Source organism: Chryseobacterium arachidis (assembly GCF_900129245.1).
Taxonomy (GTDB): domain Bacteria; phylum Bacteroidota; class Bacteroidia; order Flavobacteriales; family Weeksellaceae; genus Chryseobacterium; species Chryseobacterium arachidis.
Window position 1 is genome coordinate 1 of sequence record NZ_FQUT01000017.1, and the last position, 26,002, is coordinate 26,002.

Sequence of the window (26,002 nt, forward strand, 5' to 3'; positions counted from 1 at the left end):
TTTGAGGAAGTTTGTCATTATATCTTTTTTACTGAATATCAGCCGCTGTACTATATTTTGTGATCTGCATTTGAATAAGAAAGAAGTACTTTATTAATATTTAAATATTACTTTTTCAAATATATTTGGATATTTATTTATAAATTAAATTATTCATAATAATAATTCATTTTTAATAAAATTTAATCAAAAATTAAACAAATAAAAATATTAATCATATACACAAAATAGTTCAATTATTTTAATAATTAACCAATAAAACAAGTTAATTATTCGGCAAATGTATTTATTTCAAAGATCAAAAAACAAACATTATTATATAAAAAAAATTAAAATATAATTAAAATTTAAATAAAAAAATAGCGAAATATATAAAATAATCACAAAAAAGAGAATTAACACGAATTAAAATCCTTAACATATCTAAAAATCAATATTTTACAATAATTAATTCACAAAAAAGTGTAGTCAAAAAAGCCTCCAAGTGGTGAATAAAAAATCGAAATTCTTATGTTAATTTTTATTAACAATAGACTACCAATGCAGAAATCTTTGTAAATTAGTCTTACTATGACAAGTCATGGAGATTTAAAAAAGATCTGTTCCGGCTTGAAAATAAATTTCTAATTAGTTTTTTCAGATCATAACAAATCTGATTTCAACTTTTCGGTTTCTTTAAAATTACAGGTATTTATTTCTTTTGATTAATGATAAAGCCTCTCTCAATTATGGTTTTTAAACAAAAAAAAATCAGAATAGAAATATTCTACTCTGATTTACATATTTGCTTAATTACTTTTTTATCCCTGTTCAAGAACTTTTTTAGGATGTAAAGCGTATACCTGCACTCCACCCAGCCAGGTTTCCAGCACAGGAATATTTCGCATTTTCATATACTGCGAAGATTGGGTTGTAAGTGACAACGGATCCTCCTCCAAAATGACAAAATCAGCCAGATAACCTGTGTCTAATGAACCCGCCCACTGATCTGCATAACACTGCCAGGCTGCATCATAAGTAACAGCAACCAAAGCCTGCTCAGGAGTCAGGCATTCTTTCTCATTGAGAACTTCGATATTTTCTGTATTCTCTTCCATGATTCTGGTAATAGATTGCTCCATCATTCTTAAAGGCCCCAATGGACTTACTTCATTGTCACTGTGGAGGGTAATCCTCATTCCTGCAGCCAAAGCCGAACCACAAAGATCAAGCATCTTAACCTTATCTCCGAATATTACTTCTTTAAAAGCATATCCCCAATATCCTACGTGACCTATAAGAAAACTCGGGGAAACTCCCATTTGCAACATTTCCGTGATCTGATCAGCTGTAAGAAGAGAGCAATGTTCGATACGGTTACGAAGTTCCGGACCTCTGTACCCGGCCAAAGCGCTTTGATAAGCATCTATTGCAAAGATCACTGCCTGATCACCATTAGCGTGAACCATCAAAGGCCACCCTTTGCCTGCTACAACAGTTTTAATTAATGTATCGTAATTCGGAGGAATCGTCGTTGGAGGGAGACCTGCCTGCGGAAAATTAAATATCCCGATATTATTGGCCGGCTCACATAAGTACGGAGTACTCTGATAACCGGTAAGCCCCTGGTTGGAACCATCAGAAACTACTTTTACATGTCCGTAATAAACCGGATTATAATTGGTAGGCGGTGTATAGGTTCCTAAACCATCGACATCTTTTTGATCAGAGCACAAAAGTGCACCACCGGTTCTTACCAATTCAGGATTAGTCGCTAAATAGCTAGTCAATACTTTTGTAAAATTATTGTTTAGCCCTGCATCATACATAAAAGTAACCCCTCTTGAATTGGCCAGCTGAAACAGTTCTGTAAGATAATCATCAATATTAGCAGCCATGGCAGCAACTTGTTTTTTAACAACTTCCAGTGCCGGAGTCATTTCTTTGCTTTCCTGCAGCTGTCCCTTGGTAGATGTGATATAGTTGTCAACCGTTTTATATTCCAGCCTAAGCTCAATACTTCTGTCAAACACATGATGCAATGCTTTTGTATTTAAATATAAAGTATGCATAGAAGCACTCAGCAATATCAATGGAACATCCGTATTAATACCATCAAGAACTTCGTTGGTAATAGTTTGCAGTTCTTTTTCAGTGTCGCCAACCACCTCAGCAGCATTATTCTTTGGAACAAAAGGCATCAATGAAGGATCCAATCCTCTTCCTAAAAACACATAATCAGGATTTGTAGGAAGATTTGTATTGATTATTTTTCCGATATTCGGTAAATTGTATTCCTGCTTTAAATCCTGACCTTCAAATGGACTTAGATCTATCCATTCCGTCATCATTGCCGTCGGGACAATATGCACGTGAGGCTCGATCAATCCGGGAAGCAGGGTTTGTTTACCGCTCAGCTTTTTAGCATGATATTCAGGATGATTTTTAATCATATATGCTTCTACCTTAATATGACTTCCTGTCACCACTACGTTTCCATTTGCTATTCCAATGGCTTCCACAGTATCTGTTGATCCTCCGATCATGGGACGAATGGTACCGCCACTGATTAACAAGGTTTCCGATTGCTGACTAACAGGCTGCCCGTTACCAGACTTTGTTTTTCCAAGATTTTCGGGGCTGAAAAGTTCTTCTTTAAGAATTCCCAAAACAGGGTTGTTGCAGGCGCAATGTGTACAACCATGCGTGTGCGTGTGTTGCTTTTCCATAGAGTTTTGATTTGGTTAATTTGTTTTTAAATATTCACTTATTGTGGATATATAAAAATAATAAAAATTTCAATCCCAAATCATAAAAACTATATTAATAATTAAAATTTATTTAAAAATCTACTAAAATAAAGTGAAATATTTAAACTATATTAAATAAAAATTACTTTAAACAGACGGACAACGGGAATATAATTACTATTAAAAAATTTGAAAACTAAATTTATCTGTCAATAAAATTCCATAGAATTATAAGAAATAAAGTAAAATATTCTGATAAAACTTTCATTGCTTATTTTTTAGCAGGTTAAAATATAACAGAGACAAAAAAAAGCTGCATAATGCAGCTTACGATTGTTTTTTTATAAGATAAATATTATACCCCATAATTTAAATTTCCTGTTGCACCCTGAGGCAGAAAAACTACTTTTCTCTTGATGCTTTTTGCTTTTTCAAGAGCTTTTAGGGCTTTTTGACGTTCCAACTCCCTGCTGAAGTGCGAATTGATGTTTTCTGATTCTGTAGATGATTTCATACTATAATATTTTTGGTGTGTTACAGTCATCCAATCTAAAAGTGTACCATTTTAATTGCAACTGCACTGATGTGGTATACAAAATAATAATGATACCTCATACATACCACAAAATAAAACAATTAACGGAGCGAAAATTCACCTTTTAACAATCAAAAATTCAATGATAGCAGCGAATAACTGCAATTACAGTATAGGAAAATATATTTATTGTCTCAGATGTTAACCGTGTCAAAAATTTATTCTTATAAAGTTTTATTAACTTAGCAGAAAAAAGGTCGTGTCGTATATATTAAAAACAACATCTCAGGGACTGATCTATATAAAGGCATCAAGTGTTATAAAAGTTGTTAAGCCCAATTCTATTGAAGGAGCTAAAATACTGGGGAAACCACTCATCATTAATGCAAACCATATTGGCTTTCTGAGTTTTGATTCTGAGGGTAAAGTGACGTATTTTATGGCTAACGGCTTTGAAATATCTATGAATCTGTTTTATGATGAAGCTGAAGAGGCTCTGAATTGTGCGAAAGCCAATATTGAAAAGATCATCAAGTAGCTTCCGTTTAATTTTTCTTACCAAAGCAAATTTTATTCAAAACCTTTCCGCCTACTGATCATTTTTAGGCAAATACTCATTCATTACGATATCAAGAAGGTTTTTACATTTAGAGTTTTTAGCAAAAACGGACTGATGAAACTGATCTAATTTGGTAAGTATTGTGATAAGCTCCAATCTCTCCGCATGCGTTAAATCTCCTGCAACAATTGTAGTAGCCTTTCGGATTTTTCCCATCTGTTCTTCTAATGCCGTATTTCCTTTATCGGTAATCCTGATCACCTTTGCCCGCCGGTCGGTTTCAGAAATTACCTGCTCGATCCAGCCTAATTTGTAGAGTCTGGAAATAATAAGCATTCCGGCGGACTTATCATGAACATTTTTCTTAATAAGCTCCGCTTTATTCATCGCACCAAACGCTTTCAGATTGATGAGGTAAATAAAATCTTCCTGAGTGGCAAAATCTGAACCTGCAATGGCTGATTTTGAGTAGGTTTTCGCATACCTGTTCAGATGAACCAATAAAGTGCTTATCGCACTTTCAGCTGATCTTCCATTCTCTTTCCCTTCCCAATAAGGTTCCTGAGTAATCGTATGATTTTCACGATGTTCCTTATCTGTGATCCACCGCTTAAATCCGCTGATATCATCTGAATATCTTTTATTAATATTTACTGCTTCGAAATCACCGACTAAATCCAATATATCTTTCAAAAGTTTATAATTCATTATGCAGAATTTGTCTACAAATATACAATATGGACTTTTAATAAGTACATTATCTTACGTATTTTAAGTCTGATAAATTACAGATTATGCTAACATTACCTAGCAGTAAATCCTCCTATTTTTTATTTTAATCCTGTTCTCGTTCTCCATCTTTTTCACAGTACGAATCACTGTTTCTACACGCAGTCCGGTAAGGTTTGCCAACTGCTGCCTTGTTAAAGGAACCTCAAAAGAAAAAGGTTTCATTTCCATAAAGTCTCTTTTTAAATAATTGAGCACACTTTCTATTCTCGCAGCGGGATCCTGGGAAATTAAAGTAAACAGCATATAATATCTGTCGGAAAGTCTGTTGGCAATATGACCGAACAGCCGAAGCGAGACATCCGGATTTTCATTAAGAATCTGTAAAAATTCAGCTTTTGGAATTTTCAGAATTTTACATTTACTTTTGGCAATTGCAGTAATATTATACGGCAAATCCCCAAAAAGAAACGATTCTCCGACACTTTGCCCATCAAAAAAAATATGCTGGGTAAACTCTTTTCCATCTTCATGGTAATTATTCAACTCTACAACTCCCTTTACAATCTGGTAATAATATTTGGGAAAGCTACCTTCCGAAAATATTTCCTGATGTATGTTGTAATCTTCATAGAATGCTCCATGATTCAGCAGCAAATCTTCACTGATTATCATAATATCAATTTTTATTGTTTAAGATGATCATCTCGTAAAAAATTACCTCAATACATCAAAAGGCAAACCACATTGATAATAAATGTGGTATATGGATATTTTTTTTCAAAAATGTGGGAAACTTATTAAACAATCTAAATATAATTGAATTATGCTGTCCGAATCAAAAAGGGTAAATATATCTGACAGTAAGACAAAAAAAATTCCGACAGCATGTATCGAAATTTTATAATCATTAATCAGGAATAAGAATTTCCTATTGCTTCCTGCAGACTCAGCCCAAGTGCATCCGCAACTCCCAGGCCATAAGCAGGATCTGCCTGATAACAGTTATGGATGTGGCGCAACTGTATAAATCTCTGAGCTCCGGAAATTGCCCGGGCTGTATTGGCAAATAATAATCCTTTCTTTTCTGGAGTCAGCAGCCTGAAAAGATTTCCCGGCTGTGAAAAATAGTCATTGTCTTCGCGATGATCCCAGTAAGATGCATCGCCGGATAATGATAACGGCGGCTCCTTTTGTTGGGGTTGGTCTTGCCATTCTCCGAAACTGTTGGGTTCATAGGAAATTGCGCCGCCATAATTTCCGTCCACCCGCATGGCCCCGTCTCTGTGGAATGCGTGATAAGGACATTTTGAAGCATTTACCGGAATCTGATAATGATTTACGCCGAGACGGTACCGCTGGGCATCACCATAAGAAAAAAGCCTGCCCTGAAGCATCTTATCCGGTGAAAAACCAATTCCGGGAACTACATTAGCGGGATTGAAAGCGGCCTGTTCTACTTCTGCAAAATAATTTTCGGGATTTCTGTTCAATACAAATTTCCCTACAGGAATCAGGGGATAATCTTTATGCGGCCAGACCTTTGTAAGATCAAAAGGATTGATCGGATAATTATTTGCTTCAGCTTCCGTCATAATCTGCACAAAAAACTGCCATTCCGGGAAATTACCATTCTCAATACTGTCATACAAATCTCTTTGATGACTTTCCCTGTCGTTTCCTATTAAGTTGCCAGCTTCCTCATCAGATATATTTTCGATTCCCTGTTGTGTCCTGAAATGAAACTTTACCCAAAAACGTTCATGCTGCGCATTGATAAAACTGAACGTATGACTCCCAAAACCATGCATGTGCCTGTAAGACTTAGGGATTCCCCTGTCTGACATCACAATGGTCACCTGATGCAGAGCTTCCGGAAGAAGGGTCCAAAAATCCCAGTTGTTGTCTGCGCTCCGCATGTTGGTGCGTGGATCGCGTTTTACGGCATGGTTCAGATCCGGAAATTTCTTAGGATCGCGGAGGAAAAATACAGGTGTATTGTTCCCTACCAAATCCCAGTTTCCTTCCTAGGTATAAAATTTCAGGGCAAAACCTCTGATATCCCTTTCTGCGTCAGCCGCTCCCCTTTCTCCTGCTACTGTAGAGAACCTTACGAAAAGTGGTGTGGTTTTTCCGATTTCAGAAAAGATATCTGCTTTGGTATATTGGGTAATATCGTGGGTAACGGTAAACTCTCCGTAAGCGCCGGAACCTTTGGCATGCATTCTTCTCTCAGGAATCACCTCTCTGTCGAAGTGAGCCATTTTCTCCAGAAACCAAAAGTCCTGCAGCAATGCGGGGCCGTGTTTTCCTGCAGTCATTATATTCTGATTATCCGGTACGGGTGTACCTGTTGCGGTTGTTAGTTTTTTTTCCATAAATAAAAAATAATTGGTTATAAGTTGTTGTAGTAAACTGCAGATTGTTCATTGGTTATTTCGATTCGTAAATTCAGATAATTATTATTAATAATGGATTTACAGTTTTTCATACCAGTCTAAAATATAATCCGCTACCAATTCCCATCCGGGTTCTCCACAGATAAAATGGCTTTTGTTATCAAAAATTTTTAGATCTACCCTGCTGTTTTTATCCCTGTATTTTTGAGCCAGCGTTGTCGTGAGGGAAGCCGGAAAAATAGTGTCACTGCCACCTCCAATGAATAAAATCGGCTGATGAGGCTTATTAAAATCAATATTTGAAAAAGAGTTCAGCACCAGTTCACGGCTTACCTTAAAACTTTCGGGCACCGCAAAACTGTCGAAAGCTTGTTCTCTGTCTCTCTCGTGAAGGGTATTGAAAAAGCATCTGTCGTACCAGTCGCGGCTCCCCATGAAATATTTTTTAGACGAGAAGAAGCCAAATGCCGGCAATACGGCTTTCAGTGTTGTAAACGGAGGAAACACATTCTTCGGAGGGGCTCCGTCTATGCTTACGGCTGCTATGGCTTTATTCATTTCAAGTAATTTCATTGTGGCCATTCCCGCCATGGAATGCCCGATGATCAATGGCTTTTCCGGCAGGTTGTCTGCAAGCCTCGCGATATTATTTACCACGTCTATAAAACCTGTTTTAGTAAGATCCGGATGTACCTGCTTTCTAAGCTCAGAAGGAATTCCTTCGTGGCCGGGATTAACGGGTGTATAAACAGTGTACCCTCTTTTTTCATAACGGTCTTTCCACTTTATCCAACTTAAATCGTTGACAAAGTTTCCGTGTATAAGAATAATGGATTTTGATTGGGTCATAAGATAAGATATTTGCTTATTAATAAAGATGATAAATCATGTCTGTTTTAATAACTGTTGACCAGTATAGTCAGTTCCAAGGGGTAAATTTTTATTTTAAAATAACAAAATCTACAAAAGGCTTCCAATTGGAATTAAAATCCCCCTTCTACGTATAAGGCTGCCCAAGAGCATCGTCTGTAACAGTTACTTTTCAGCCAGTCGTCCTGCATTGTACTAACATCGCTTTCCCTGTTCCGAGTTTTTGCTCCTGATGGATTGTCGATAATGAATATTTTTTATTATCGTGGCTAAATACTATTTTTAACTCCAAACACCGGCTAAAGCTTTACTTTCGATATCTTTTGCAAACAATGGCGTTTCTTCCTGATTATGCTCCCGAAGGTGTGCACTCATATCATTTTTAATAGGATCCAAATCAGAAATATTGAGTTTCTTCATTGATTCCTGAAAATCTTCCGTTAGATAAACAACTACATGGTTAGACAGCTCACAGGAAGATTCCGAGATTTTAGCAAGCTTCAGTTCCCACTTAATTCCCAATGTAGTACGACCTGAGGGCGAAAGAGAATCAGAAATAGAATTAACGCTGCAATGATCCTTTTCAGCAACATCTTCCACATAATGCTGAATTAATAAATTATCCGCAATCTGTTCCACATTAATTGACATTCTTTTTCCTTCAGTACTTAGAGAATTGCCGCATGCTATATGGGCAGAAGAACATTGCTTATATTCCTGATCTGTTAATGTAAATAGCCATTCGGTAAGATTTATACTTTCAAGAGGAGCATTGATTACCGCTGTCATTGTACTTTCTGTAAAAGCTTCCATAATTTATAGATTGAGGTTAGAAATAAATTCTTCAGTAGTAGAGATGATATGACCATAATTAGGAAAATTCGTCTCTACGGTCGCTTTTATTTCTTCCCAGTTGAAAGCACCGATACCATCTTTAATCAGAGTAACATGATATCCCAGCTCTACGCCGTATCTTGCAGTAGAATCAACACATGTATTAGCCCGCATCCCGGCAATAACAATTTGGTCGATATTATGTTGACGCAAAAGAAAATCAAGATCCGTATTGGCAAATCCACTTGCCGTCCAATGATTTTGAGCAATAAGATCCCCTTCCTGCATTGCAAGATTGGGGTGAAACTCAGCTCCCCAGGAACCTTTTTCAAATAAGGTTACGCTTTTGCTTCCCAAATGAGAAGGTGCCATAAATTTCCAGTTCAGATAATCTCCCTGCTGTGTATGACGATGAGGTGCGTAAATGATCTGGATCTTTTTCTCTCTCGAAGCGGTCAGAAGTTTTTGAATATTTTCGACTACGTTGTTTCCTTCCACTGTGTCTTTTGTGAGAGGATACAGTTTTCCGCCTTCGGAAAGAAAATCATTAAAAGGATCGATAAGAACAATTGCTGTTTTTTGAAGATTATATATACTCATAATGTAAGGCTTAGGTTATTAGTAAATACATAAATCTGCAGAAGCCAATTCTTGCAGATGAAAGCCGATATTTTGAGTTGGTGTACCGGAATCTGTTCTAATAATATGCCAACCAAAAATCTCTTTATCCATAAGCATTTATAGATTTTCACCTATCTTGGATTTACGATATACAGTAAATTTTCGAAATAAATTTCCGATATGCCGTAATTATTATGTAAATTTATACGTACTGATTATAAGTCTTTTAAGCACGTATTTTTATGAATGTTACAGAGAATTTACATCGTAGTGAAGTGATTGATTTGTTTGTTTCCGTAAGCGAGGCTACGGTTTCCATCAGAAATAAAAATGATCTGGTAAGCTTCATCCAATATAAACTGAAAAATATTTTCCAGTTTTCGGATCTTGCCATTTCAAGATACAATATTCCTAAAGGTACTTTTAAAGTTTTTCTTGAACATTGCGATAAGACCAATCAGCATCCCGATTTTAATGCTATTGCTTACGAAGAATATCCTCTGAAAGACGGTCTGCACGACAAAATTATGGAATCGGAAAACACGGTAGTTTTATCTGTAGACAGCCTGATAGCAAGTGGCATGAAACATCTGGTTTTTCTGCAGAACGCCGGTATTAAAGAAATCGTGGGAATCCGGCTTTTGCAGAATGGTGAAGTATTCGGAGGGATGGTACTTTTATCGGAAGAAGAAGGAGCATTTACGGTTTTACAGAGAAGGCTAATCGAAAAAATTTCCAACTATATATCTTCCGCAGTGGCCAATATCATTGCAAATGAAGAAATCCAGAAGAGGGATAAAGAAAAAAGTATTTTGCTTTCTCTAAGCAACGAAACAGCAAAAGTAAAGACAAAAGAAGAATTATTTCTCGTCATCAGCGAAAAGCTGAAAGACCTGTTTTCCATCCTAAGCTTCGGAATCATTGTAAAAGACAGAGATACTCAGACTCACCGCTTTTTTATGTTTGAAGTTGATGACAGCACCAAAATAGATTCTGAATTTCAAACGGTTATCAATCATCAGTACATCAATTCTAATGATCTTATTTTCACCAGTATTCTGAATACAGGAACTCCAATAGTTCTGGAAACTGAAAAACTGGAAGAGCCTCTACCCCTGTATGCCCAGTTCTGGAAGAAAAATAACATTCAAAAAGTTATCGGTACCGCACTCAGTGTTGCTGATGATGATATCGGCTGCCTTTTCCTGCGTGTGGAAGATGATTTTGATATAAATTCTTCCTATGACCTGCTGAAAGGAGTAAGTTCACAAATAGCCATCGCATTATCCAATATCATTTCGAATGAAAAAAATCAAAGCCAATTAAAGGAAATTCTGAACTACAAAGAACAACTGGAAAATGAGAAAGCCTATCTTCAGGAGGAAATAACTTCCGGAAACCGATATGCTGACATCATCGGAGGAAGTATTGAAATGAAAAGTATTTTTCACCTGCTGTCTCAGGTAGCCTGCACCAACAGTACCGTCCTCATCTTAGGAGAAACCGGTACCGGAAAAGAGCTTATCGCAAGAGCCATTCATAATTCTTCTCCCAGAAAAAATAATTTAATGGTGAAAGTCAACTGTGCGGCTTTACCTGCTAATTTAATTGAAAGCGAACTTTTCGGTCATGAAAAAGGCAGTTTTACCGGAGCTTTTGAAAGAAGAATCGGGAAATTCGAATTGGCTCATAAAGGTACTCTATTTTTAGATGAAATAGGAGAAATGCCCCTCGAACTGCAGGTGAAGCTGCTACGGGCAATCCAGGAAAAAGAAATTGAGCGGATAGGCGGAAAAGGAATTTTAAAAACGGATGTCAGAATTATTGCCGCAACCAACAGAAACCTGATTAATGAAGTAAAAGAAGGCCGTTTCCGCAGCGATTTGTATTACAGGCTTAACGTTTTTCCTGTTCATTTGCCTCCGCTCAAAAACAGAAAAGACGACATTCCTGAGCTTGTGAACTATTTTATGGCAAAATTTTCTAAAACAATAGGCAAAGAGGTAAAAGGAATTTCTAAAAAAGCAATGACTGAACTTCTGCAATATGACTGGCCGGGTAATGTAAGAGAACTTGAGCATGTGATTGAAAGAAGCATTCTGATGACAGAAGGAAGTTTAATTAAAGATGCTTTTCTTCCCTACCGGGAAACGTTCAGTGATCACAAAAAAGAAACGGGAGACCGTACCATCGCAGGATTTGAGAAAAGCTACATCATTGATGTTCTGAAACAGTGCAACGGCAAAGTTTTCGGTCCTTCGGGTGCAGCTGTCATTCTCGGTATTCCCCACACTACCCTGCATTCAAAGATGAAAAAATTAGGAATTACCAAATCGGATATATTCGGATAAATAAAATTTGAAGCGAGATTTTGAGTATAAAATTATTTTTTAACCACAAAAGATGCAAAAGATTTTAACACTTTAGTTATTTTTAAGTTTAATACTTAAAGAAAAAAGAGCACATAAGTTTAAAAAAATCTTTGATTTTTATCCTTTTGAGAGCTTTATATCTAAAAATAGCAGGAAGAATATCTTTTGTGCCTTTTGTGGTTAAATTGAAAATTAGTTTAAACAAACTTTTTAAATGATTCAAGATGAAAATAAAACTACAGAATTCTTTACTGCTTATTATCGATATTCAGGAAAAGCTGCAGCCTGCCATTAAAGATCATGAAGATGTTTTGGCATCTATCCTTTGGGCGGTAGATTTAGCTTCAACAATGGGCATTCCTGTTTGGGCAACAGAGCATTGTCCGGAAAAAATCGGATTCATGCCGGAGGTTCTCCGATCGAAAATTGACGAAAAAAATATCATTTCAAAAGTACATTTTTCAGGAGTTGCGGAAGGGAATCTGACTGAGCAATTTGAGCCTGAAAAAAATCAGATCATTGTAACGGGTACGGAAGCCCATGTTTGTGTTTTGCAGACTGTTCTGGATTTACTTGAAAAGAAGTTCAGTGTTTTTGTTTTAGATTCAGGCATCGGTTCCAGAAAAGATGAGGATAAGGAAAGCGCAATCGAGCGAATGAGACAAAACGGCGCAGAAATCATCACCAGAGAAATGCTTGCTTTCGAATGGCTGAACAGAGCGGATCATGAACTTTTCCGAGAAATTCTTAACAAGTTTATTAAATAAAAAATCACCGGAAACTACATCGGTTACCGGTTGATTTTCTATGTTTTAACCCAAGCTAAGCGAACAAAATTTAAAGGAAAGTCAAAAACTCTTCTTTCGGCTTACGTATTTTTTCATTTTTAAGATTCCAGTCGTTTTCTTCGTCTCGATATCCGATTGCCAACAGCATAGAACTTCGGAGCCCTTTCGCTGATAAATTAAGAAATTCATCAAGCCCTGCCGGATCAAAACCTTCCATCGGCGTAGTATCAATTCCTTCGGAAGCTGCCGCTACAATGGCCAATCCCAATGCGATATTTGCCTGTTTTGCCGCATGATGAAAGTTTTCTTCAATGCTCATGCTTCCGAAAAACTGTTTGGAAAAATTTCTTTGCTTATCATATACAGAAGCATCAGCATGTCGTTTTTCAGCCAGATAATCGAATACATGATCGATTCTTTCCTTAGAATATTCGTCCCAGACTGCAAAGACAAGCAAATGCGATGACCCGGCAACCGGAGCCTGATTCATAGCAATAGGAAGAATCTGTTTTTTTATTTCAGGATCGCTGATAACAATTATTTCGTAAGGCTGCAGCCCTATTCCTGACGGAGCTAAACGGGCAGCTTCCAGAATCAGATGTATTTTATCTTCAGGAACTTTTTTGCCGGTCATTTTTTTTGTGGCATATCGCCAGTTCAAAACGTCTATTATATTTTTCATGTCTGTTATTTTTAAAATCAAGGTGAACGGAGATCCACCCTGATTTACCTTTTTTACTTAACTAAAAACACCCAACTGTCCTAAAAGTATTGTTCCTGCACTGTAGCAATGGAATGATTTTACTTTACCATTTTCAATCTTAAAGACATCACAACAAGGCACTTCTATGGTTTTACCTGTTGCTTCTAAAGTTCCTGAGGCTAACTGAAGCGGACCTTTATGGGTTCCGTTCAGTGATAGCTCCACAACCACAGTATTTTCATCTTCCAACACATACAATTCATACAATTCTCTGTGCATGTCTGGAAATGCGGTGGCGTATACATCCACTGTCTTTCCTATATCTTCACCGTAATATTTGGTTCCTCCTGACACATCCCAGAAGTAGCCGTCTTCTGTAAAAAGATCGATAAATGCTCTAGAATCCTGGATTTCCGCCACTCTGTACAATTCACGGATTAATTTTTCGTTTTCTGAGTTGGTATTAATGACTGAAGCTTTCATAATTGATTTTTTTTAATGTTAAATATGATTGTAAATAAAAATTCTGATTATTAATGCAGGCCGAATGCAATGAACATGATTATATTCATGATTATTGATTGACCGCAAAAGATTTGATAAAGTTTTAGAAATTATTTTTTGTTGTTTACAAAAACGTAGAGTTTGGTTACTTTTCCGTTTTCAAAAACAAAAAGATCCATCCCTGTAACGGCATCCGGCTTTTCAGAAGGACCGTTTTGCCAGAATAGTCGCGCAATATTATGATTCACATCGATGGCTTTAACGTGGGAAAATTTTGAGGTAGCACTTTTTTGCTGCAAACCGTCTACAAACCCGTTGATATCCTGATGACCTTTTGCAATAAAATGACTGTCTACCATTTCAATATCATCCGCATACACCTCTTTCATTAAAGCTTCGCGTTTCTTAGGATTTCTTTCGTTCCAGATGGCCAAATGACCTTCAACCAATTTTTTAATTTCTGCTTCGGATAATACAGTACTTTTTTCAGAGGATCTCTGTGTTCCGACTGCGTCTTTAGGTGACCATAGAAATGTCGCAGGCTTGTTTTTTTCGTAGCCTTTTCCGTTGGGATAAGAAACCAACTCCATTTTGGAGCCCCAGGGTGTTACAAAATAAACCCAAGTTTCCCCTTCTGTATCTCCGGATGGCATCAGGAACGGCTCACCCAGAAACTGCACGCCTTTGCTTTTAAGATATTCTACACTTTTCTTAATGTCATTGGTATAAAAAGCAATATGGCTTGCTCCGATATCATCTCCTCCCGGATGTTGTGTGCTGCCTTTGCTGTCTTTATATTCAAATAATTCTATGCTGGCTCCTGTTCCTGCTTTTATCATTTTTATGGTAACAGGTCCGGTAGCAGGGTTCATATTATTGGTTTTCTTCCATGTACCATCCAACGGAATTGGACCTAGTGTAGTAACAGGTGAAAAACCTAACACTTCTTTAAAAAAGCCTAAAGCCTGATTCATATTCGGAACATTGATACCTACATGATCTATTCCGAGAATTCCTGCGTTTTGCTGTGCATTCATCTGAGAGACAGAAGCTGAAAGTAATAAAGCGCCTGCTACCGCAGTTGCATTGTTTTTAATTTGTTTGAGTGATTTGCTCATCGCTGTAAATTTTATTGTTATTTGATGTAGCAAATCTCCAACATTCCGGAGGCTCTTTCCATTGACAAATGCTTGAAAAAAAAACAAACAAACGTCAATGAAATAAGAAGTTTTTATTTAGTCACCCTATTCCTGCGAAGTCTGGTAAGGGTTTCCGGAGTGATCCCTATATAAGAGGCAATCATATGCTGGGGAATCCTGTTGACAATATGAGGATATTTTTCGATAAAATTCTGGTATTTTTCTTCTGCCGAAAAACTGATATTCGCCAAAATCCTGCTTTGGGAAACAATAAAACTTTTCTGAATGATCTGGTTCACCAATTGATTAAGCTGAGGAATCTCTGCACATATCTTTTCGAAATCTTTCTTATGAATTAAAATCAATTCGGTTGGTTCTATGGCATCGATGTTAAGACTTGTGGGGGTTTCATTGATTAAGCTTTCCCGATCTCCTGTCCAATAATTTTCAGGGGCAAAACTGATGATGTGTTCTGTACCGTTTTCAGCAATCGAAAATGTTTTTACCAGCCCACGGCATATAAAAGCATTGTACTGCCACACCTCGCCATCCTGCATAAGGAACTGTTTTTTTCGAAGTTTTTTTACAATACAGACAGACTGTATTAACTCTATTTCGGCTTCAGAAAGTTGGATTTTATCAGTAAGATATTTTTGGAAAGTTTCGAACATTCAATGAAAGTATATAATAACAAATGTAATCAATTTTCAAATGAAGAATCTAAAATATTATCACATTTCTGTTTTTTATACAGGTATTTTTATTGTTTATATTATCAAATTTTACTGAATAACAAAAAACACATCCCTGCTTTTAACAGGGATATGAAATAGAAAGTTCCATTTGTCCTGTTCCTTTCGGAAATTCAAAAAATATTCATCAATTCTGCTACATAAAAACCGGGATTGCCGCTTTCGAAAACAACAACTTCAGATTTTCACTGGCTTCAAGTTCTTACAATATGATCCTCAACGGAACCGAAAATTCAGGCTCAAATACATTGCAGAAGAATTGATAATTACTTTCTAATAGTTTTCGCTTATTTTGTCTGTTGTGACAATCTTATTAAAATTTTGTTGAATTGAATATTGATTAACTATAGCTTTAAAACTTTATCAGTACTTTCCCAAAAGGCCTTTCTTCTATTAAAAAACGTTGTGCTTCTGCTACTTCTTCTGCATCATACACTTTTGCGATCAAAGGCTTTAATTTTGCATCTTCAAGCAGCGGCATCAGCTGGTTCCAAATTTCTTTTTCAGCATCTCTATCAAACCAGCCGTTAAGACTTTGCCCACGCATCTGCAAACCTTTCCATACAAAATCTGTAATATTTGCGCTAAATGTTGTACCTGCAGAATATCCGATGGTAACAAGAATCCCATTTCGGCTTAATGATTTAATAGCCTCCCCCGTTAAATTTCCTCCAATACTGTCAATCACAATATCTACGCCTTTTCCTTCTGTGATACGCATTACTCCATCGCTGATACTCTCTTTTGAAAGATCAATAACATTTTGAAAGCCATAAAGAAGAGCTTTCTCATATTTTTGTGTAGATCCGGCGGTAGTAATTACTTGTGAAGCACCTAAAACAGTAGCCAGCTGTACAGCAGCATTACCTACGCCACCCCCCACAGCCAGCGACAACACACTTTTTCCAGGTTGAAATTCGGCTTTATTCAGGCAAGCTTGAGCCGAAAAAAAACTTACCGGGAATGCTGCAGCTTCTTCATCAGAAATACTGTCATTAAGAATAATGAGCTCATCAGGATAAACGGCAATATATTCAGCCCAAAGACCGTTGGTATATATTCCTCTGATTTGTCCGCCTTCTGTAAAGCAAGAAATCATTACTCTAGTTCCCTCTGTAAAATCAGAGTTTCCTTTTATCACAATGCCGACACCTTCATTTCCTAAAATTACCGGAGTATGTCTTCCTGTAAATTTTCCGCTTCTAACCGTATTATCAACAGCATTCACTGCTGCCAATGTTATTCTGACTAATAATTGACCTTCTAAAAGATCGGGAATCGGGCGGTCAACTATTTTTAGAACTTCATAATTTCCGGGTATAGTAAATTCAACTGTTTTCATTTTGATTATATTTTAAATATTATTACTGAGACAAAGGTATAGTAGTGAATCGAGCTAAAACATGGATAAATCAGGAAGCGATTTGTACAATTATACCATTAAAATTATTCCACTGCAAAATTGTGTTTTTAGCATCTGAAGAAAAGAATTCAGGGGCAAAGGTTTTAAATCGTTTATTCAAAATTAGATGAACAAACGACTGCCCTTCAATACAAATCGGGTAAAATCTTATACCATTCTCTGATTCCTGATCCCGCTCGGGGAAACTCCTTTAACTTTTTTAAAAAATCTTGAGAAATAAGGAACATTTGCAAAACCTAACTGATAAGCAACATCACCGATGTTCATATCTGTCTGAAGCAATAAAATTTCTGCCTGCTCTATGATAAATTCATGAATAATACTGATAGTACTTTTCCCTGTTTCCAAACGGATAAGGTCGGTAAGATAATTGGAAGACATATTCAATTCTTTGGCAATAGATGAAACCGTAGGAAAACCGGAAACAGGTGTCGATAAATCTTTATAATGATCTTGCAGCAGGCTTTTCAGTTTCGAAGAAACCGAAGCAGTTTTTGTTGATTTGTCTTTAAACTGTCTTTCATAAAAAACATCTGCATAAGAAAGGACAACATTTAGTAAAGAAAGAATAATATTAATGTTTGCATGCGCTTTATTTTCAATCAACTCTATATGAATTTTTGTAAAAAGCCATGTAATGATTTCTTCTTCTTCGGGAGTCATAAATAATGCATCGTTGATCTCGTAGCTGAAATATTTATATTGATTGATTTTGGTTGCAATCGGATTTTGCTTAATGAGGTCTGGATGAAAAACAAAAGCATAGCCATCCCAGAAAGTAAGGCTATCCCAGGAAACTACCTGCCCTGGCTCGCTAAAGAGCATCAAGCCGTTTTCGGTACTATATTTATTGCTTCCATAATTGATATCCCCTGTAAAATTTTTTTTCAGTGAAATTTTAAACAAATTGACCTGAATCTCGCCGCTGGTCTGGGGAAAATTAGGAATCGCCTGCTTACAAACCCTGCTGTCCATTAGCGGATGCAAAGGTGAGGATTGGTTTAAATATTTATTATAGTTTGTTAAATCACTAAATACTTTCATGAAGGATTGTTATTCTTAATATTTTGAAGATATATTTTTTCAGTTCGACACTAAATTCAGGTTGCTTATATAAAAGTAAGGTTTTTAAAATATTCCATAGGATAAGGTTCATATTATTTTTTATTAAAAAATTAAATTCCGCCAGCCCAAAATATCCATCTGTAAATTCCCGTGCCGTCTCCGACCAACTTAAAATTCAGCATTCTGAAGGTACGATTGAAATTGTTCACAAAACTCATCTGAGTGTATCCCCAGGATTTTATTAAAGAAGAATAAGGAGCTGTTGCAGTGTCATTAAATACAAATAAAACATTGGATGTATCCAATGGAGATATATTTACAATAAAGTCCTGAGCAAGGCCTACCGTATAAGAATCTGAGCTCCCTCCTCCGATATATAATGAGATTTCAACACCCACCATAGCATTACTGGCTTTAGGAAGCGTAACATTTCCTCCGTGGCTGAAAAAATAGATATCTTTTATTGATCCTCGCTGAACATCTGCTAAATCTAAATTATCAAATGCTCCAGTTCCGTATCTATAACCGTTTTTTTCATAGGCTTTTGCTAATGTCCCATCACTTTTGGCCATTACTTTAAAATAATATTCGGTAGGATCAGCATTAGGCAGACTTCTGATTCTGGCATTTCCATCAATATCCAGTCTCTCTGTTGGCAGAATCGTACTGTAATCCCCTATAGATACGTTTGAATTCTGATAGATACTATGGTCATTTGAAGTCGCTTTAGTTCCGCTACCTGCTATTTGCCAAGGCTCCATAGAAACGGCATCTGTCATGGTAATCATCTTCTGCCAAAGATTTGCAGAACTATCAAAATAGTAATATCCTACCGATGAAATATGGGTTCTCTGGGATAAATTGTCCCCTGCAGAAACATCTGTAATATAAATAATTGCCCCATTCTGTTCATTTCCGTACAGTGTATTTCCTTTCAAAGTCAGCTGTTGCCTGGTAAGCCTGGGAGCAATGATGCCATCCACATCAGCTGTTCCGCTTTTTGCAAGAATGTCAACAGTTGCTTTGGGATTCGGTGTATTGATGCCTATTTGCCCATAATATGATACAGACACTGCTATCAGTATTACAATTTTAATTTTTCTCATGTATTATTGTTTACTTTAATAATTCGTTTTTATGGTTATTAATTTTAAGAATAATAGAATACAGAGTGCCTTTTAATTTTGGTAAAGTTGCTACCATCCAAATTTAAAAATCAAATTAACGCCAGACTATCACAAAGACAGGAATTTCATATACTTTTCCCTGAATAGAAAGTGTAAAACCGAATTAGCCGTGTATAAAAAAAGGAAAGCAATTACTCACTTTCCTGTAAACTTTTAACTGATAATAATTTATTTAATATCTCATTTTATGAAAGGATATTTATCTTTTAACAGACATTAAAAACTATAGTCCATCTTTCAGAATTTTTAACAATTCCATCTGCTGAATGACATCATTTTTACTATTGATGAGATTGTAATTTGCCTGAAGCCAATTGTTTCTTACAATAAAAAAAGTATATGCATCCATTAAACCTTCTTTGTATTTCTCTTCGGATTTCTGAAATGACAGTTTCTGATTTTCAAAATTCAAATCTAAAAGATGATATTTTTCCTGCGCATTTGTAAATTGTGCCTTAATGGAATTAATTGTTTTGGTAAGATCATTAATAATCAATTCTTTATCGTAATTTGAATTGATGACATTCAGTTTTGCGATCTCTACATTATTTTTAATTTGAAACTGATTAAAAATCGGAATAGAAAGTCCGAAAAATACAGACTGATTTTTATTTTGGGCAAACTGATCCGAAAAATTAACAGTGGTTATATTACTTCTTCCTAAAGATTTATTGTAAAAAGTTGACCAGCTATAATTTCCGTTCAAAGTCGGCAAATAAGCCGATTTTTCGATGGCAACTCTTTTTTGCTGTGCACTCATTTCTGCAACAACTGTTTTATAAGCGGGATTGTTTTCTACTAATTTATTTGTAAAATCGGAACCGGAGAAATCTTCTTCTGATAAAACTTCTTCCTTATTCATGATAAAATCTATAGAATCTTCTGTAATGCTTACCGCATTGAGCAAATTAATTTTTGCCAGGTCACGCTGATTTTTTGCCGATACCCACTGCTCCTGAAGCGTTCCTAAATTGGCTTTAATATCATAAATATCACTTTTTGAACGATTTCCAATTTCAACTTCTTTTTCAGTCCGCTTTATCTGCTCTTCGATTCCGGAAATCTGTGTTTCCAAAACATCCAGCCAGCTCTTACTGTTCTGATACACAAAAAATGTCTGGATCACATTTAATTGTACTTCATTCTGAGTTTGTTTAAGCTTATAGGTATTGGTATTTTTATTAAGTTTTGACAATGAGATATTCAGATAATTTTTCCAGTTGAATAACTGAATATTAGCCTGTGCAACCAACTGATCGTACTGCGTATTCAACGCTTCTCTCTGGTTATTCGACTGATTAATGGAAGATCCGAAACTGTAACTGTGATTGACAGCAGCCTCTACCGAAGGAAGCAAAACTCCCTTTGAAGCCGAAATCTGACGGTCATTTTTCTGAATATTCACCGTAGCCTGTTTTATCAATGGATGATTTGTGAGAGCATAATCCAGGCAATCTTTAAGTGTCCAGCTTTGCTGAGCTGGGAAAAGATTGATTAATAATGTAAAAAGAAGGTTTTTCATTTTTATTATTTGAATATTGAACCGTTTGGGTTCTTTTTAATAAATTCGTTTTTGTTTCCATAGGTTTTCACCTACGGTTACTCGTATTGAACCCTTCGGGTTCGCTATTCGTATTTCAGATGTTCAACAAGATTGATTTTTGTGGCTCGATATGCTTTGAAGCTTACAACAGCAAAGGTTAAGATCAACAATAAAATCATGCTTAAAATGTAAGGCCAAACCGGCATGTTAATTCTGTACGAAAAATCTTTCAGCCATTCATTCATGGCATAATATCCGAACGGAATACTGATGAGTACAGCAATGAAGCAAATCAGTAAAAATCTTTTGGTTAAGTCCCATACAATTGTTTTTTCATCGGCTCCAAGCGTTTTTTTGATGGCTACATCCTTTAATTTTTGTTCAATTAACAATGATGATAAAGCAAATAAGCCTAGCAATGCAATGATGAGAACAACGATATTTAAAGTTGTAAAAAGTGTCTGCTGTTTCTGGAATTTTTCGAAAGTTCTGGCAAACTGTTTATCTACAAACTGATAATCAAACGGATAACCCGGTTCTGCTTTTGTGAGCCAGAATTCTTTTATACGCTCCATCGTTCCCTCAATGTCTTTTCCTGAGAGTTTTATCTGTATGTTCGACATATTGTTTTTCACCCAATTTCTGTCATAGTTGAAAAAAACAATGGGGATAATCGGCTGATCGACACCACTGTAATAGAAGTCTCTTACAACCCCGAGAACTCTATATTTCTTTCTGTCGTCCCAACCCGTTAAGATTTCTTTTCCCAATACACTTTGAGAATTATAGCCTAATTTTTTAGCAAATGTTTCATTAACAACAGCACCATTAATTGTATCTGAAGCAATCTTCCAGTTTAAATCTCTTCCGGACAGAAACTGTATTTTGTAAAAGCGAAGATAATTTTCATCAATTGCTCCCAGACCTGTACTTTCTACAATTTTGGTGCTGTCACGCGCATCTTTTGCTACAGAACGGTTGGCTGATCCTCTTCCTATCGACGATATTGAGCCTGTAATATCTTCAACACCCTGTATTTTAGCAATCTCATTTTTCAGAAGCTGATATTTTTTGGAATTATAGTTCTTTTCCCAATTTGTTTTTTTAAAATCAATCTGAACAACCTGGTCACCTTTGAAGCCTAAGTCCTTATTCATCATATATTTAACCTGAGTATTGATCACTAAAGAGCAAATAATAAAAAACGAAGAAATGATTAACTGCAAAGTCAGAATTGAATTTCTCAACCAAACACCGTGTCTGCTTCTGACAAAATTTCCTTTTAAAGTATTGATAGGTTTAAAATTTGACAGATATAACGCGGGAATTAAACCTGAAACCAGTGAAAAAGCAATTAAGAGTAAACCTGTATAAACGAAAATATCAATATTGTTCAGCTTAATATCTTTATCGAGAAACTCATTGAAAGAAGGAAGCAGAAGCTCGACCATTGCAAAAGCTAAAATATAAGCTGCAAAACAAATAATAAAAGTTTCTAATAAAAACTGGAAAATTAATTTTGACTGGGTGCTCCCAATTACTTTTCTTACACCGACTTCTTTAGCTCTTTGTGCTGCCTGAGCAGTTTTTAGATTGATTAAATTTATCCCTGATAAAATCAATATTAATGCTGAAATTCCAAGCAAAATCATCATTGATTTTTTATCCCCTTTTTCTATGCCTTCACTTTTCGCATCAAGTTTTATCGCTGAAAGTGATGACAAATAAACTTTTAAGGGATTTTTTTTATCAACTTCGTAGCCCCATTTTTTTGCAGAAATCTCATCTTCTGACTGCATTTTTTTTGAAATTTTCTCTTCAAGCACTTTAATATCAGAGCCTGGTTTTATTTTAAAAAAACCATAATAACTGTAGCTTGTCCACTGTGTTTTGCTGTTCTCCATAAAAGGATTCATAAAAACAAAATCAGGCTTAATAACGGTTTTCCCTAGCGGTTTTTTATAAACAGCTGTGACAATATAACTTTTATCATCTACCTCAAGTTTAACTGTTTTCCCGATGGAATTCAGGTAATCATCTGCAAAAAGAAGTTTTGCCGTTTCTTCTGATAAAGCAACTTTGTTTACATCAGACAAAGCATTTTTAAAACTTCCTGCCACTTTTTCAAAAGGAAAAAAATTGAAGAAACTACTGACAGTCGCGCCCGCTGAAACATAAGCCGAATTATTTCCAAAGCTTATTTTCTTTTTCCCCCAATCATTAAATATCGTTGCATCTTCAATCTCTGAGAACATTTCTTTCGATTCAAAAATCTCCGGATAGCTTGAAACAGGCATCGTACCAAAAGAGGCATTGAAATTTTCTACCAGATAAATATTTTCTCTGTCAGGATTCCATTGTTCATAGGACTTCTCATCCTGCCAATGGATAAATATCAATAAGAACACACACAGCCCGACACTCAATCCCAAAATATTGATGATGGTGGAAAGCCAGTTTTTTCTGTAATTGATAAATGCTATTTTGAGCCAGTTTTTTATCATAATGGTTAATTATTACTTGTAAATGGTTTAGCTAATCATTGATGATTTCTATTTCAAATGTTTACGATATTACATAGGTCTCACCTACGGTTATTGATATTGAACCCTTCGGGTTCGTTATTTTTAATTCAAACATTTTACGATTCCATAGGTTATACCTACGGCTATTCATATTGAACCCTTCGGGTTCTTCCTTATTCATACTTCAGGTATTTTACCAAATTCACCTTAGTTGCCTGATAGGCTTTGATGCTTACAACTGCGAATGTCAAAACCAATAATAAAATCAAGCTTAAGATGAATGGAAACACCGGCATGTCGATACGGTAAGCGAAATCCTTCAGCCATTCGTTCATTAAATAATAACTGATCGGCATGCTGATTAAAACGGCAATCAGGGTGATCCAAAGGAATTGTTTCGTTAAGCCCATCACTAAGGTTCTATCTGATGCACCTAAAGTCTTTCTGATGGCAACATCTTTCAGTTTCTGCTCGATCATCAATGAAGACAAAGCGAATAATCCCAGCAAAGCAACCATTAAAACCATTGCGTTCAGGATGGTGAAAAGTGTCAGTTGTTTCTGGTAGGTTTCAAAGGTCTTGGCAAATTGTTTATCAATAAAGTAAGAATCAAACGGATAGCCCGGTTCAACATTGGTTTGCCAATATTTCTTGATTCTTTTTACGGTTTCTGCTATATCATCTGGTTTTATTTTGATTTGGATGTTACTCATATTATACCTTTTCCATTCGGTTTCCCTATAATGAAAAAATATAATAGGTTCTACTTCGGATTTCAAACTTCGAATGTTGAAATCTTTCACGATTCCGACAATCTTATATGGTTTGTTATCAAAACCTGGTTTTATTTCTCTTCCCACCGCTTCATTATTTGTCCAACCAAATTTCTTGACAAAAGCTTCGTTTACCAAAGTATTATTAATAGTATCAGAAGATAATTTGGGATTCAGCCATCTTCCTTTAAGCAATTTCACACCAATAAATTGCAGATAATCATAATCCATACTACCATGCTGCGCATTAAAACTTTGGTGTTTATAATCCATATTGGAACTGTTGAAGTTACCGGTTCCGGGAACAGCTTCACCATAATTCACACTTTGTACGCCTTGGATTTTTGCCATTTCAATTTTCAGTCTTTCGTATTTCAGCCAAGGTTTTCCGTTATTAACATCATTAAAGTTAATTTGAAGAATCTGTTTTCCATTAAATCCTAAATCTTTTTTCATCATATGCTTTACCTGTTGATTGATGATAAGTCCGCCGATGATAAAGCATGAAGAAATAATGAGTTGAAGCGTTAAAATCCCGTTTCTGAGCCAAACCCCATGTTTGCTTCTTGCAAAGTTTCCTTTCAAGGTTTCAATAGCTTTGAAGTTGGATAAATATAAAGCAGGAATCAATCCGGAAACAAGTGTTACAACGATAACCATTAAAAATGAATAAAGGTAAATATGCCAATCATCCATCACGATTTCTTTTTCATAAAACTTGTTAAAGCTTGGTAAAAGGAGCTCTGTTAAAGCCAAAGATAATAGATACGATGCAAAACAAATCACAAATGTTTCCATTAAAAACTGAACAACCAAATTAGATTTTGTACTCCCAATTGCTTTTCTTACTCCAATTTCTTTAGCTCTTTGAGAAGCTTGAGCCGTTTTTAAATTGATGAAATTAATGGCTGATAAAATGACAATCAACACTGAAAGCGAAAATAAAATCAATAATGATTTGAAATCCGGATTGGAAAACCATGAAGATTCTGCGTGCAGTTTTAGTCTATCAATAGGTGTTAACAATGATCCGTTTGGTCCATACAGACCGTTAAATTGCTGAGGCGAAATTCCTGCGCGCTTTGCATTGATCTTCGCGCCCATCATTATAATATCTTTGAATTTTTTCTGAAAATCTTTCGGATCTGCTCCTTTTTTTAACATAAAAAAACAAGCGTAGTTAAAATTACCCCATTGTTCTTTGTCGTTTTCCAATTGCTTGACGGGTTTGATCACAAACTCTGGCTTGATCTGACTATTTTCAGCAGGAAGCTCATATACAGCCTTTATAATATAGTTCTTATCATTAAATTTAAGGCTTTCTCCTGCAACATTAGTTTTGCCAAATAGTTGCCTTGCAGTCTTAACAGATATAGCTACATCGTTTCCACCTTCTAAAACATTTTTATAATCCCCAGAAATTAACTTAAACGGGAAAAAATTAAAGAAACTGTCCGTCGTTGTAAATCCTTTTTCTATATAAACAGATTTGCTCTTGGTTGTCATTTTATAAGCAATTCCTGTATTGGTCATCAACACATAATCCTGAACTTCTGAAATTCGTTTTGCGGCATTCTCTGCCAAAGGCACTGTAATGCTACTTCCATAAAAATTATCTTTTTTGAAATAAGATTGAAAAAAGTAAATCTGATCTTTCTTCGGATTCCACTTTTCGTAGGATTCTTCGTCATTCCAGTGCATTAGGATGAGCATAAATCCTGTCAAACCGATGGTTAATCCAAACAGATTGATTATTGTAGAAAGCCAGTTCTTTTTATAATTGATGAAGGCAATTTTGAGCCAGTTGTTTAGCATAATCGATAAATAATTAATGATTATTAATGTAAAACAGCAGAGAAAGCAGATTCTCTGTTTCTCTGCCGTTGGTTTTAAATGGATAATGAATGTTTATTCTTATTTTTACCATAGGTTTCACCTACGGCTATTGAAAT

Annotated in this window: 20 protein-coding genes and 1 pseudogene; 3 read left to right on the top strand and 18 right to left on the bottom strand. The window is 35.8% G+C overall.

Annotated elements, in window-relative coordinates; genetic code table 11:
• Positions 1 to 800: 800 nt before the first annotated feature.
• Positions 801 to 2,708, bottom strand: coding sequence for an amidohydrolase (locus BUA89_RS20210; protein WP_072963105.1), 1,908 nt, complete (start codon positions 2,706 to 2,708; stop codon positions 801 to 803).
• 376 nt (positions 2,709 to 3,084) lie between these two features.
• On the bottom strand, positions 3,085 to 3,243 hold the full coding sequence (locus tag BUA89_RS23205) for a hypothetical protein (protein WP_178362480.1): 159 nt from the start codon (positions 3,241 to 3,243) through the stop codon (positions 3,085 to 3,087).
• Positions 3,244 to 3,523: 280 nt separating this feature from the next.
• Here BUA89_RS23205 and BUA89_RS20215 point away from each other — a divergent pair, with 280 nt between their 5' ends.
• Complete coding sequence (locus BUA89_RS20215) at positions 3,524 to 3,802, top strand: hypothetical protein (protein WP_072963108.1); 279 nt, start codon at positions 3,524 to 3,526, stop codon at positions 3,800 to 3,802.
• A gap of 51 nt (positions 3,803 to 3,853) precedes the next feature.
• On the opposite strand, the gene BUA89_RS20220 is transcribed toward BUA89_RS20215, so the two are convergent.
• The 6 genes and pseudogenes from BUA89_RS20220 to BUA89_RS20245 all read right to left on the bottom strand — a co-directional run bounded on the left by BUA89_RS20220 (position 3,854) and on the right by BUA89_RS20245 (position 9,255).
• Entirely contained in the window at positions 3,854 to 4,531 is a 678-nt protein-coding gene (locus BUA89_RS20220) for a MarR family winged helix-turn-helix transcriptional regulator (RefSeq protein WP_072963111.1), read from the bottom strand.
• A 99-nt stretch (positions 4,532 to 4,630) separates the two neighbouring features.
• Positions 4,631 to 5,227, bottom strand: a complete 597-nt coding sequence (locus BUA89_RS20225; RefSeq protein ID WP_083531748.1) for a Crp/Fnr family transcriptional regulator — start codon at positions 5,225 to 5,227, stop codon at positions 4,631 to 4,633.
• Between the two features lie 239 nt (positions 5,228 to 5,466).
• A pseudogene (locus BUA89_RS20230) lies at positions 5,467 to 6,930 on the bottom strand (catalase).
• A gap of 99 nt (positions 6,931 to 7,029) precedes the next feature.
• The gene (locus tag BUA89_RS20235) at positions 7,030 to 7,800 is read right to left on the bottom strand and encodes an alpha/beta hydrolase (RefSeq protein ID WP_072963115.1); all 771 of its coding nucleotides are present in this window, start codon (positions 7,798 to 7,800) and stop codon (positions 7,030 to 7,032) included.
• A gap of 303 nt (positions 7,801 to 8,103) precedes the next feature.
• The gene (locus BUA89_RS20240; RefSeq protein WP_072963118.1) at positions 8,104 to 8,634 is read right to left on the bottom strand and encodes a hypothetical protein; all 531 of its coding nucleotides are present in this window, start codon (positions 8,632 to 8,634) and stop codon (positions 8,104 to 8,106) included.
• 3 nt (positions 8,635 to 8,637) lie between these two features.
• Entirely contained in the window at positions 8,638 to 9,255 is a 618-nt protein-coding gene (locus BUA89_RS20245; RefSeq protein WP_072963121.1) for a cysteine hydrolase family protein, read from the bottom strand.
• A 263-nt stretch (positions 9,256 to 9,518) separates the two neighbouring features.
• Between BUA89_RS20245 and BUA89_RS20250 the strand changes: the two genes are divergently transcribed.
• A complete protein-coding gene (locus tag BUA89_RS20250) occupies positions 9,519 to 11,627 on the top strand; it encodes a sigma-54-dependent Fis family transcriptional regulator (RefSeq protein WP_228420646.1) in 2,109 nt (702 codons plus the stop codon).
• A gap of 245 nt (positions 11,628 to 11,872) precedes the next feature.
• The gene (locus tag BUA89_RS20255; protein ID WP_072963125.1) at positions 11,873 to 12,415 is read left to right on the top strand and encodes an isochorismatase family protein; all 543 of its coding nucleotides are present in this window, start codon (positions 11,873 to 11,875) and stop codon (positions 12,413 to 12,415) included.
• Between the two features lie 70 nt (positions 12,416 to 12,485).
• Here the strand turns inward: BUA89_RS20255 and BUA89_RS20260 are convergent, their stop codons facing one another.
• The 10 genes from BUA89_RS20260 to BUA89_RS20305 all read right to left on the bottom strand — a co-directional run bounded on the left by BUA89_RS20260 (position 12,486) and on the right by BUA89_RS20305 (position 25,865).
• Entirely contained in the window at positions 12,486 to 13,118 is a 633-nt protein-coding gene (locus BUA89_RS20260) for a nitroreductase family protein (RefSeq protein WP_072963128.1), read from the bottom strand.
• 57 nt (positions 13,119 to 13,175) lie between these two features.
• Complete coding sequence (locus BUA89_RS20265; RefSeq protein ID WP_072963133.1) at positions 13,176 to 13,622, bottom strand: nuclear transport factor 2 family protein; 447 nt, start codon at positions 13,620 to 13,622, stop codon at positions 13,176 to 13,178.
• 131 nt (positions 13,623 to 13,753) lie between these two features.
• The gene (locus tag BUA89_RS20270) at positions 13,754 to 14,761 is read right to left on the bottom strand and encodes a VOC family protein (protein ID WP_072963143.1); all 1,008 of its coding nucleotides are present in this window, start codon (positions 14,759 to 14,761) and stop codon (positions 13,754 to 13,756) included.
• Between the two features lie 113 nt (positions 14,762 to 14,874).
• A complete protein-coding gene (locus tag BUA89_RS20275; RefSeq protein WP_072963146.1) occupies positions 14,875 to 15,453 on the bottom strand; it encodes a Crp/Fnr family transcriptional regulator in 579 nt (192 codons plus the stop codon).
• Between the two features lie 433 nt (positions 15,454 to 15,886).
• Complete coding sequence (locus BUA89_RS20280) at positions 15,887 to 16,876, bottom strand: quinone oxidoreductase family protein (protein WP_072963149.1); 990 nt, start codon at positions 16,874 to 16,876, stop codon at positions 15,887 to 15,889.
• Between the two features lie 228 nt (positions 16,877 to 17,104).
• Positions 17,105 to 18,001, bottom strand: coding sequence for a helix-turn-helix domain-containing protein (locus BUA89_RS20285; protein ID WP_072963151.1), 897 nt, complete (start codon positions 17,999 to 18,001; stop codon positions 17,105 to 17,107).
• 131 nt (positions 18,002 to 18,132) lie between these two features.
• Positions 18,133 to 19,128, bottom strand: a complete 996-nt coding sequence (locus tag BUA89_RS20290) for a hypothetical protein (RefSeq protein WP_072963154.1) — start codon at positions 19,126 to 19,128, stop codon at positions 18,133 to 18,135.
• Between the two features lie 304 nt (positions 19,129 to 19,432).
• Complete coding sequence (locus BUA89_RS20295) at positions 19,433 to 20,731, bottom strand: TolC family protein (RefSeq protein WP_072963156.1); 1,299 nt, start codon at positions 20,729 to 20,731, stop codon at positions 19,433 to 19,435.
• A gap of 104 nt (positions 20,732 to 20,835) precedes the next feature.
• A complete protein-coding gene (locus BUA89_RS20300) occupies positions 20,836 to 23,256 on the bottom strand; it encodes an ABC transporter permease (protein WP_072963159.1) in 2,421 nt (806 codons plus the stop codon).
• Positions 23,257 to 23,450: 194 nt separating this feature from the next.
• Positions 23,451 to 25,865: an ABC transporter permease gene (locus BUA89_RS20305; protein ID WP_072963163.1), complete on the bottom strand. Its 2,415-nt coding sequence runs from the start codon at positions 25,863 to 25,865 to the stop codon at positions 23,451 to 23,453.
• Between the last annotated feature and the right edge of the window lie 137 nt (positions 25,866 to 26,002).